10 protein-coding genes and 2 pseudogenes are annotated in these 10,131 nt (G+C 57.2%); all 12 read left to right on the plus strand.

The window, feature by feature from the left end; genetic code table 11:
* Positions 1-143: 143 nt before the first annotated feature.
* Positions 144-260 carry a plasmid recombination protein gene (locus tag B5G28_RS09590; RefSeq protein ID WP_242967559.1) on the plus strand — a complete coding sequence of 39 codons (117 nt, stop codon included), beginning with the start codon at positions 144-146 and terminating at the stop codon, positions 258-260.
* Positions 261-273: 13 nt separating this feature from the next.
* The gene (locus B5G28_RS09595) at positions 274-468 is read left to right on the plus strand and encodes a hypothetical protein (protein WP_087248217.1); all 195 of its coding nucleotides are present in this window, start codon (positions 274-276) and stop codon (positions 466-468) included.
* Positions 469-500: 32 nt separating this feature from the next.
* Positions 501-2,138, plus strand: a complete 1,638-nt coding sequence (locus B5G28_RS09600) for a recombinase family protein (protein ID WP_087248219.1) — start codon at positions 501-503, stop codon at positions 2,136-2,138.
* 64 nt (positions 2,139-2,202) lie between these two features.
* A pseudogene (locus tag B5G28_RS09605) lies at positions 2,203-2,286 on the plus strand (Maff2 family protein); the annotation flags it as partial.
* A 41-nt stretch (positions 2,287-2,327) separates the two neighbouring features.
* Complete coding sequence (locus B5G28_RS09610) at positions 2,328-3,194, plus strand: CD0415/CD1112 family protein (protein WP_087248223.1); 867 nt, start codon at positions 2,328-2,330, stop codon at positions 3,192-3,194.
* Between the two features lie 42 nt (positions 3,195-3,236).
* Entirely contained in the window at positions 3,237-3,878 is a 642-nt protein-coding gene (locus tag B5G28_RS09615) for a septation protein SpoVG family protein (protein ID WP_158099609.1), read from the plus strand.
* A gap of 9 nt (positions 3,879-3,887) precedes the next feature.
* Positions 3,888-4,541 (plus strand): hypothetical protein, encoded by a 654-nt coding sequence (locus B5G28_RS09620; RefSeq protein ID WP_087248224.1) that lies wholly within the window; start codon positions 3,888-3,890, stop codon positions 4,539-4,541.
* A 44-nt stretch (positions 4,542-4,585) separates the two neighbouring features.
* Complete coding sequence (locus tag B5G28_RS09625) at positions 4,586-4,972, plus strand: PrgI family protein (protein WP_021419855.1); 387 nt, start codon at positions 4,586-4,588, stop codon at positions 4,970-4,972.
* A gap of 79 nt (positions 4,973-5,051) precedes the next feature.
* The gene (locus B5G28_RS09635) at positions 5,052-7,319 is read left to right on the plus strand and encodes a DUF87 domain-containing protein (protein ID WP_116705549.1); all 2,268 of its coding nucleotides are present in this window, start codon (positions 5,052-5,054) and stop codon (positions 7,317-7,319) included.
* Between the two features lie 279 nt (positions 7,320-7,598).
* Entirely contained in the window at positions 7,599-9,266 is a 1,668-nt protein-coding gene (locus B5G28_RS09645) for a C40 family peptidase (protein ID WP_087248228.1), read from the plus strand.
* Between the two features lie 22 nt (positions 9,267-9,288).
* Positions 9,289-9,555 (plus strand): DUF4315 family protein, encoded by a 267-nt coding sequence (locus B5G28_RS09650; protein WP_006574806.1) that lies wholly within the window; start codon positions 9,289-9,291, stop codon positions 9,553-9,555.
* Positions 9,542-10,015 (plus strand): annotated as a pseudogene (locus B5G28_RS09655) (DUF4366 domain-containing protein); the annotation flags it as partial. The gene B5G28_RS09650 and the pseudogene B5G28_RS09655, both read left to right, overlap by 14 nt.
* Positions 10,016-10,131: the final 116 nt, after the last annotated feature.

Raw genomic sequence — 10,131 nt, forward strand, 5'->3', positions numbered from 1 at the left:
TTCCGCCCTGCTCTCCTCACAACAAGGTGCCCCTGCAGGGCAGCATAAGCGACAAAGAAAGGCTGACAGTTTGTGCCTAAAAGCACAGGCTGCCAGCCTTTTGCCGTCTGCGGAACAAAGGTTTTGAAGAAGCACTCCACTTCCTGGAGCAGTATCAAGCCAAAGAAACGATTATCTCCGCCGTGGTGCATATGGACGAGAAGACGCCCCATATGCACCTTCCCAAAGGACCCAAACGTGAGAACAACCTGGATGTGTGAGGAGGTGGGGCCTATGACCAAGAGCAAGACCAAAATTTCTGTTACGTCGATCTTTGACGGCAAACAGGATGCGACGGATGTTTTTGTAGACCTGATTGCAAGCAAGTATCAGCAGGGGAGAAAGATTTATCTTGTGAAGGAGGAAGATTTTCGATATACTGTAGATAAGGTTCCAGATAACCGAATTCCGTCTGGATTGTGCGGGTAACGGTTATGATGAACACAATGATGTATGATGCAATGGGCGCAGCTTTTGCAGGAACGTACCGGGCAGCCATTTACTGTCGTCTTTCCAAGGACGATGACCTGCAGGGGGAGAGTGCCAGCATTGCAAACCAGCGGGATATGCTGGAACAGTACTGCGAAAAGCAGGGATGGGAGGTTGTGGCAATTTACCAGGACGACGGCTTCACCGGGCTGAACATGGAGCGTCCCGACCTGAAGCGGATGCTGAAAGCCATTGAGCGCCGGCAGGTCAACCTGGTTATCACCAAAGATTTGAGCCGCCTGGGCCGGAACTACCTCCAGACCGGCTACCTCATCGAGGACTTCTTCCCCCGCAACGGGGTGCGGTATATCGCCATGAATGATGGCATCGACACCATGCGGGAGAACAACGACATTGCTCCCTTCAAAAACATCCTCAATAAGATGTACAGCAAGGACATCTCCAAGAAGGTGCATTCCTCGTATCTGCTGAAGGCTCAAAAGGGTGAGTTTACCGGTTGCGTCGCGCCCTTTGGTTACCGGAAGGACCCGGACAACAAGAACCACCTTCTGGTGGACGAGGAAACAGCCCCCACTGTGCGGCAGTTGTTCGCGTGGGCGCTGGAAGGTCACGGTCCCAACTTCATCCGGCGCAGACTGGAGGAGCAGCAGATGCCCTGTCCCACCTGGTGGAACCGCCAACGGGGCCTGCGCAATACCTTCACCAAATGGGAGAAGCAGGACCCCGAAAAGGGGCGGTATATCTGGGACTTCACGGTGATTAAGGACATCCTGACCAACCCCGTTTATACTGGCGCGATTGCTTCCCAGAAGAAGGAGTACCGCTTCAAAATCGGCACCATCGGGGAAAAGAGACCGGAGGATTGGATCGTGGTCGAAGGGCAGCACCAGCCCATCGTTGACCGAAGCAGCTTCGAGATTGTGCAGGAGAAGCTGCGGTCCCGCCAGCGCCCCAGGCAAAACGGGGAAGTGAGCCTGTTTGCCGGGCTGCTGAAATGCGGCGAGTGCGGCAAGTCCCTGACCATCCGGGCCACCAACGCCAAGCACCCTCAGCAAATCTACGCCTGCAAGACCTATAACGCCTACGGCAAGAACCACTGCACCCAGCACCGGGTGGAGTATGACGTGCTTTATGACCTTGTGCTGCACAAAATCCAGGAGTGCGCCCGAGCTGCCCTGAGGGATGAAGCCGCAGTTGCTGGCCGCTTATCTGACAACTATATTGCCGAAGGCAAAGCCCAGCGCGAAGCGCTGGAACACGCCCTTGCTAAGGACGAGGAGCGGGTCGAGGTACTGGACAAGATGGTGCTGCGGCTGTACGAGGACATGGTTGCCGGACGGATCAGCGAAGCCAACTTCAATCTCATGCTGGACAAGACCCAGACCGAACAGGCTCAGCTCAAGGAACGCATCGCCGAGGGCCGTAAGAAGCTGGAGGACGAGCTTCAGCTGGCCAGCGATGCCCGCCAGTGGTCTGAGGCTATCCGGGCGTATGCCGACATCACGGAGCTGGATGCTGCCACCATCAACCGCCTGGTGAAGGAAATCGTGGTCCACGAGCAGATCGACCCCGACCGGAGCCGGCACATCACCATCGAGATCCATTTCAACCTCAAACCCATAGCAGAGGCGGAGCAGGTCACCGCCTGAATCGAAATTGAATCATTTCTGACACACCGCCGCCGGCCATTGAGCTGTGACTTCCAACTATTTGGGGGTCAATCAGCTCATGGCGGGCGGCGGTGTCGTCCTGATCGGTATGCAGCTTATCCCTCTGCTGTCCGGCCTGTTCAGCTAACCCTTACCCGTTGTCCCTTTTTCCAGAAAAGGAGCTGATGTATGGACTTTATCATCGACGCAATCGTTGAATGGCTCAAAGGTTTGCTTGTCGATGGTATCATGGGAAATCTGGATGGCCTTTTCAATAACGTCAATCAGAGCGTTGGCGAGATCGCCACACAGGTAGGCACGACCCCGGCGGACTGGAACGCCGGGGTCTTTTCCATGATACGGCAAATCTCTGAAACCGCCATCCTGCCAATCGCCGGGGTCATCCTCACTTTTGTAATGACCTATGAACTGATACAAATGCTCATTGACCGCAACAACCTCCATGACATTGACACATGGATGTTTTTCAAGTGGGTGTTCAAAACCTTTGTGGCGGTAATGATCCTGACGAATACCTTCAATATCGTACTGGCCGTCTTTGACGTGAGCCAGCACGTCATCCAGCAATCGGCGGGCATTATCCAGAACGGGACGGAGATCACAACGGATGTAATGGACAGTCTGCGGACCGAGCTGGAGGCAATGGAGTTAGGACCCCTGTTTGGCCTCTGGCTCCAGTCATTCCTGATCCAGCTTACCATGATTGCCTTAAACATCGTGATCTTCGTTATCGTATATGGCCGTATGATTGAAATTTACTTACTCACAAGTTTGGCACCCATCCCGTTTGCCACCGTCCCCAACCGGGAAACCGGACACATGGGGCAGAACTATTTCCGCTCCCTCTTTGCGGTGGGCTTTCAAGGCTTGCTCATTTTGGTCTGTGTCGCCATCTATGCGGTGCTTATCCAGAGTATCGCCACCGACGGCGACCCCATCGGGGCGATCTGGGGCTGTGTGGGCTATACGGTACTGCTGTGTTTTACCCTGTTCAAAACGGGCAGCCTTGCAAAATCCATCTTCGGCTGCCATTAAGAGACTTCGGGCCATGCTGACCCGAAGCGGAAAGGAGGCGGTATGCCCCGGCGTTACAAACAGGGCGCGGACGGACAGCCGCACCCGGCTTTCTACGGAAAGCTCCCCGAGGAATTTTCTAAAACAGACACCATGCGCTTCATGGTGGAAACCGATCTGAAACTGTCCGGGCGCGTATCGGCGGACACGCTGGCGGCACTCCGGGCGGAAGGCTATGACTACAAGGACGGGAACCTTGTTCCCGCCGGAAAGGAGGAAACCATGCAGGAAAAGGTTGCGGACGCCACCCCCGCCGCACCGTTGAAGCTGGATGTAAGCGTGCGGGTCATCGAACCTGTGAAAAACCTGATGGGCTTTGCCAGCGTGAAATTCAACGACTGCTTTGTGGTGGAAAATCTGAAAATCGTGCAGGGCAGTAAGGGCCTTTTCGTGGGGATGCCCAGCCAGCCGGACGGCAAGGGCGGTTATCGGGATATGGCCTATCCCGTCACGAAGGAGTTCCGGGAACAGCTCAACACCGCTGTTCTGCAAGCCTATGAAGTAAAGCTGGAACAGATGGCGGAGCGCGGCTCTGCCGGGCGTGCGTCCATCAGCGAACAGCTCAAGGCCGGGAAAGCGGCTGCCGAACAGGCAAAAGCGGAACGGCCCCCGAAGGAAAAGCCCAGCCGTGGTGCGGAGCGTTGACCTCGGGCCATGCTGGCCCGAAGCGGAAAGGAGGCGAAACCCATGCCACGCAAACGAACGGGCTATGACGCGGCCTGCTACTATGACGGCAAGCTGCTGGGCCGCTGTACCAAAGCGGACAGCGACGCCTATACCCTGTTGATGAACGCCTGCGGCGGGGACGCCGCCCGTGTCCTGCGGGAATACGCCTACTTTTCCCCGGAGCTGAAGGCCATCTTGGAAAAGGCGGCGCTCATGCAGGCGGACCGAGGCCGGACGGGCGGGATGTTCCATGCGCCCCGGACCTCCCCGTGGGGAGAGGTGCAGAGCTGTGAAGTTCTCTGTCCGGGCGTGTTTTTGGTATCCACCGCCAGCCACGGCGGAACGATGGTAGCAAACGAGGTGGCCGCCGTCCTCTCTCCGGCGGCGAAAAAATGCGGTTTCAAGGACAAGGGCTATATCTGCTATGAGGAGGACGCACAGGAAAGTGTGGTGCTCCGGGAGCTGCTGGACAAAAAGCTCTGGAAGATCCCCGACCGTATCAAGGACAAAGAGCGGTTTGAAGAAAACCTCAATCAGTCCATCCGGCAATACAATCCCGAATACTGGCGGGCAAGGCAGAGTGGACGGGAGGCTGCCGAAGCTGCCCGCAGCACAGCCCCGGCCAAAGAGGCCGCAAGGTAGCTTCGGGCCATGTTGGCCCGAAGCGGCAAAGGAGGTGTAACAAAATGGCCTATGTGCCAGTACCCAAAGACCTGTCCAAAATCAAGACAAAGCTGGCCTTCAATCTCACGAAGCGCCAGCTTATTTGTTTTTCCGGCGCGGCGGCGGTGGGCCTTCCGGCCTACCTGTTTTCCCGTGGCAGTATCGGAAACAGCGCCGCCATGTTCCTGATGATCGGCCTCATGCTCCCGTTCTTCTTTTTCGCTATGTATGAGCGGGACGGCCTGCCGCTGGAAAAGGTGCTGAAAAACATCATCCGCACCCGGTTCCTCTATCCCCGGGTGCGGCCTTACAAAACCGAAAACTTCTATGCGCTGCTTGGCGCCAGAAAGGAGGCGCAGCCGATTGCAAAACAACAGAAGGGCCGGAAAGCCCGCAGGCAAAAAGCCTGACAAGACGGGCCTTCTCGGCTTGTTCACAAAGGGAAAGGACATTCCCACCACCGCCCAGCAGACCCTCCCTTACCGGGAAATGTACCGGGATGGGGTGTGCCGGGTGGAGGACCGCTATTACACCAAAACCATTGAATACGAGGACATCAACTACCAGCTCGCCCAGACCGAAGATCAGGCGGCCATCTTTGACGGGTGGAGCGCCTGTCTGAACTACTTTGACAGCTCCTTGCCGTTTCAGCTTTCTTTTCTCAACCATCGGAGCCGCCCGGGCAGCCGGTATAGCGTCAACATCCCCATGCAGGAGGACGACTACAACAGCGTCCGGCGTGAGTATGTGGAAATGCTGGAAAACCAGATCGCCAAAAGCAACAACGGCATTGTCCGCACAAAGCTCCTGACCTTCGGTGTGAATGTGGACGACCTCTCCACCGCAAGGGCGAGGCTGGAGCGTGTGGAGGCGGACATTTGCGGCAACTTCAAAAAGCTGGGCGTTAAGTGCCGCTCCCTCTCGGGGCTGGAACGTCTGGAGCTCCTTCACGGGCAGCTCCACCCCGGCGGCACCGACCCTTTCCGGTTTTCGTGGGATATGATACCCCAGACCGGCCTTTCCACAAAGGACTTTATCGCCCCGGACAGCTTCGACTTCCGTTTCAGCCGCCTGTTCCGGGTAGGGACGACCTGGGGCGCTGCCTCCTACTTGCAGATTTTGGCCTCGGAGCTCTCGGACAAGCTGCTGGCGGAGCTTTTGGAAATGGATGCGGAAATGACGATCACGCTCCATATCCAGACCGTCGATCAGGCCGCCGCCGTGAAATCCATCAAGGCCAAAGTCTCCGATATTGACAAGATGAAGGTGGAGGAACAGAAGAAGGCCGCCCGGGCCGGGTATGACATGGACATACTCCCGCCCGACCTTGTGACGTACAGCAACGACGCAAAGACCCTCTTGGAAGATTTGCAGAGCCGGAACGAGCGAATGTTCCTGCTGACCTTCCTTGTGGTGAACATGGCTCCGACCCGTCGGGAGCTGGACAACGACCTGTTCACGGTGTCGGGTATTGTTCAGAAATACAACTGCACCTTGAAGCGGCTGGACTTCCAGCAGGAGGACGGTTTCCTTTCCAGCCTGCCGCTGGGCCATAACGGCATTGAGATCAAGCGCGGCATGACCACCAGCTCCACGGCTATTTTCGTTCCCTTTATGACGCAGGAGCTCCGCATGGACGGCGAGGCCGTCTATTACGGGCTCAACGCTCTTTCCCATAATGTCATCATGGCGAACCGAAAGAAGCTCAAAAACCCCAACGGCCTGTTCCTCGGCGTGCCGGGCTCCGGCAAATCCTTTGCCGCAAAGCGGGAGCTTGTGAACGTGTTCCTTGCCACCCGTGACCGGATTATCGTGGTGGACCCGATGGGCGAATACTCGCCCCTTATCAAGCGGCTGGGCGGACAGGTCATCGAGATTGCCCCTGACAGCCCGCACCACATTAACCCGATGGACATTGATTTGAGCTTCGACGAGGAAAACCCGATGGCGCTGAAAGCCGACTTTATCCTGTCGCTGATGGAACTGATCGTCGGCGGAAAGGACGGCTTGCAGCCGGTGGAGCGGACCGTCATTGACCGCTGTGTGCGCCAGATGTACCGGGAGCATTTACAGAACCCGGAGACGGCGAAAATGCCAACCCTCCAAACCCTCTATGACCTGCTCTGTTCCCAGCCCGAGGGCGAGGCGGTACGGCTGGCGACGGCCCTTGAAATCTATGTGTCGGGCTCTCTCAACGTGTTCAACCATGAAACCAATGTGGACCTGAACCGCCGCCTTGTGTGCCTCGACCTGAAAAAGCTGGGGGCCGGGCTTCGGACGATTGCCATGCTCATTATGCAGGACCTTGTCAATTCGCAGGTGTCCATGAATTTCCTGCGCGGTATCGCTACATGGTGTTACTTCGACGAGTTCCATGTGCTGCTCCGTGACCGGCTGACGGCAAGCTACTGTGTGGCGATCTGGAAAATGCTCCGTAAGAAGGGCTGCGTACCCAGCGCCTTAACGCAAAATGTGAAGGACTTCCTTGCCAGCCCGGAGATCGAGAACATCTTTGAAAACTCGGACTTCCTTGTGCTGCTCTCGCAGGCGCAGGGCGACAGGCAGATTTTAGCCAAACAGCTTGGTATCAGCCCCCACCAGCTTTCCTATGTGACCCACACCAATTCCGGCGAAGGGCTGTTGTTCTTCGGGAACACCACCATCCCGTTTGTTGACCGCTTCCCGCAGAATACCGAGCTGTACGCCATTATGACAACCCGCCCGGAGGACAAGAAACAGGAAATGAAGCGGGCGTAACATACTTCGGGCCATGCTGGCCCGAGGTTTGGAAAGGAGGGATACCTCATCGGAAAGAAACCGGATAAACGGAATTTTCAAAGGCTGGGGCCACCGGAGGATACCGGGAACACTCGCCCCGGACCGGCTGACCAGGAAGGGCCTTCCCCCGCACCGTCCCGACGCCTGCGGTTTGAGGACGAGGATACCGGGCAGACCGGCGCTTCGGGCCATGATGGCCCGAAGTCCAAAAGCGGCAAGTTTCAAGAGGACAGCCGGAAAGCCCGCCCTTCTGACCGCATGAGGCAGGAGGATGACAGGGGCGGTCCGCAGGATACCGGCAAGGCGCAGGAGCCGGAGGGCTCCGCCGAGAAAGCCGGGAGTAAAAAGGACAAGTACCAGAAGGCGCAGGCCAAAGCGGAGCGCGCCGGGGAAAAGCTGGGAAAGGCCCGGGAGAAGCTGGATAAGGTCGAGGCGAAACGGGCGGCGCAGAAGCCGCCGGGGCTTGCAAAGAAAGCCGTCCGGGGAGCCCGCACCGAGGCATGGTTTTATCTCCACAACAAAATCCACGAAGTCGAGCATGAAAATGTGGGCGTGGAAGGAGCGCATAAATCCGAGCTGACCGCCGAGGCCGGGACCCGGAAACTGACCCGGTATGCCAAACGGCGCTGGCGGGAACACCCGGCCCGGAAGGTGGCAAAGTGGGAACGGAAGGACATAAAAGCCCGGGCCAATGTGGATTTTCAGAAGATGGCCGCCGAACACCCGGAGCTTGTCAGCAATCCGCTGTCCCGGATACAGCAGAAGTGGAAACTAAAACGCCGGTATTCCAAAGAGGCAAAGGCGGCGGCAAAACAGAGCGCAAAGGCCGCAAAGAAAGCCGCTGCCGCTTCGGGAAATGTGACCCGGCGGGCGGCGCAGTTTGTGACCCGTCATCCTGTGGCGGTTTTGGTTTTGGTGCTGTTGTTACTGGTCTGCTATATCCTGTCGGCGGTAAGCTCCATCTTTCCCACGCTTGGCAGCGGCCTTGCCAATGCGGTGTCCGGCACTTCCTATGCTTCGGAGGACGCCGACCTGCTTGGCGTGGACGAGGACTACACGGCGCTGGAAAATGAACTGGCGCAGACGGTAGCGAACATCGAAAGCACCCATCCCGGCTATGACGAGTACCGCTATTCCGTGGACGAGATCGGCCACAACCCCTATGAGTTGGCGTCCTATCTCTCGGCAAAGTACCATGTTTATTTCCGGGAGCAGGTGCAGGACGAGCTGCGGGAGATCTTCGAGGCGCAGTATGAGCTGACCTTGACGGAGGAAATCGAGATACGCTACCGCACCGAAACCAGCACCGACCCGGAAACCGGAGAAACCACCACCGAGGAAGTCCCCTATGAGTATTACATCCTCAATGTGACCCTCACAAACAAAACGCTGCCTGCCGTGATCCTGCCGAGGCTGGATGAACAGCAGCGGGAAATCTACACCGTCATGCAGCAGCTCAAAGGCAACAAGCCCTATTTGTGGGAAGGAATTTATACCGGCGGCGAGGAAACCGGCCCCAGCTATGAGATACCCGGCGAGGCGCTGGATGACCCGGCCTTTGCGGCGCTCATGGCAGAGGCGACAAAGTACATCGGCTGGCCTTATGTGTGGGGCGGCTCCAGCCCGTCTACCTCCTTTGACTGTTCGGGCTTTGTCTGCTGGGTGTACACGGCCAGCGGCGTCCACAACCTGCCCCGTACCACGGCGCAGGGCATTTACAACCAGTGTGCCATCATTTCCCCTTCCGAGGCAAAGCCGGGCGACATTATCTTTTTCACGGGAACCTATGACAGCCCCGGCCCTGTGTCCCATGTGGGGATTTATGTGGGCGACGGGATGATGCTGCATTGTGGTTCTCCCATCCAATACGCAAATATCAATTCAAGCTACTGGCAAACACATTTCTACGCCTTCGGGCGCTTGTGAGCCAGAAGAAAGGAGCCCTTGCATGAACAAGATCGACAAGCTCGATAAGGAGCTGGAAAAGGCCCGGGAGAAGGCCGCCGAGTGGCAGGCCAAAATCCGGGAGCTGGAAAAGCAAAAACAGGAGGAAGAAAACAGCCAGATCGTGCAGGCGGTGCGCTCCCTCAAACTGACCCCTGCCGAGCTGATGGCCTTTCTGAACGACCCCAAAAACAGCCTTGCCGCTTCGGGTCACAATGGCCCGAAGCCGGAGGCACCTGAAAAGGAGGACACGGCCCATGAAGAAAACTAAATTTCGCAGGCTGGCGGTGATGACTGCCAGCCTTTTGTGTTGCCTGATCTTTACGGTCCCGGCTTACGCCCAGAGCAATGAGCCGCAGCCCGAGGCCACGCCCGCCCCGGTGGAAACCGAGGCGGAGCCGGAAACCCAGAACCCCTTTACCCCGGATGGAACGGGAACGGTGGTGGACAACGCCACCGACGAGGACGGCAAAGAGTTCTACACCATTACCACCGCAGACGAGAGTGTTTTCTATCTGGTGATCGACAAGCAGAAAACCAGCGAAAATGTCTATTTCCTCAACGCTGTAACCGTGGATGACCTTCTGCCTCTTGCCGAACAGGGCGAGGAACCAGCCGAGGAAGTGACCCCCGAACCGGAGCCGGAGCCCACCGAACCCGTGGAGGAAGTGACCGAGCCGGAACCCGAACCCGAGGCCGAAAAAACAGACAGCCCACTTCTTTCGCTGCTTGAACTGCTCCAGTAAAAGTAGACAGTGAAAAAAGAAGGCCTCCTGTGGTAGAATAAAACTACTACAGGAGGTCTTTGCTATGCCCAGAAAATACAGCCACATTCAGGAACACGAGA

Source organism: Faecalibacterium sp. An77 (assembly GCF_002161315.1).
In the GTDB taxonomy this organism is placed as follows: Bacteria; Bacillota; Clostridia; order Oscillospirales; family Ruminococcaceae; genus Faecalibacterium.

Coding starts and splice junctions, on each gene's coding strand:
- B5G28_RS09595 (WP_087248217.1), top strand. CDS start 274: ATGACCAAGAGCAAGACCAAAATTTCTGTTACGTCGATCTTTGACGGC.
- B5G28_RS09600 (WP_087248219.1), top strand. CDS start 501: ATGGGCGCAGCTTTTGCAGGAACGTACCGGGCAGCCATTTACTGTCGT.
- B5G28_RS09610 (WP_087248223.1), top strand. CDS start 2,328: ATGGACTTTATCATCGACGCAATCGTTGAATGGCTCAAAGGTTTGCTT.
- B5G28_RS09615 (WP_158099609.1), top strand. CDS start 3,237: ATGCCCCGGCGTTACAAACAGGGCGCGGACGGACAGCCGCACCCGGCT.
- B5G28_RS09620 (WP_087248224.1), top strand. CDS start 3,888: ATGCTGGCCCGAAGCGGAAAGGAGGCGAAACCCATGCCACGCAAACGA.
- B5G28_RS09625 (WP_021419855.1), top strand. CDS start 4,586: ATGGCCTATGTGCCAGTACCCAAAGACCTGTCCAAAATCAAGACAAAG.
- B5G28_RS09635 (WP_116705549.1), top strand. CDS start 5,052: ATGTACCGGGATGGGGTGTGCCGGGTGGAGGACCGCTATTACACCAAA.
- B5G28_RS09645 (WP_087248228.1), top strand. CDS start 7,599: ATGAGGCAGGAGGATGACAGGGGCGGTCCGCAGGATACCGGCAAGGCG.
- B5G28_RS09650 (WP_006574806.1), top strand. CDS start 9,289: ATGAACAAGATCGACAAGCTCGATAAGGAGCTGGAAAAGGCCCGGGAG.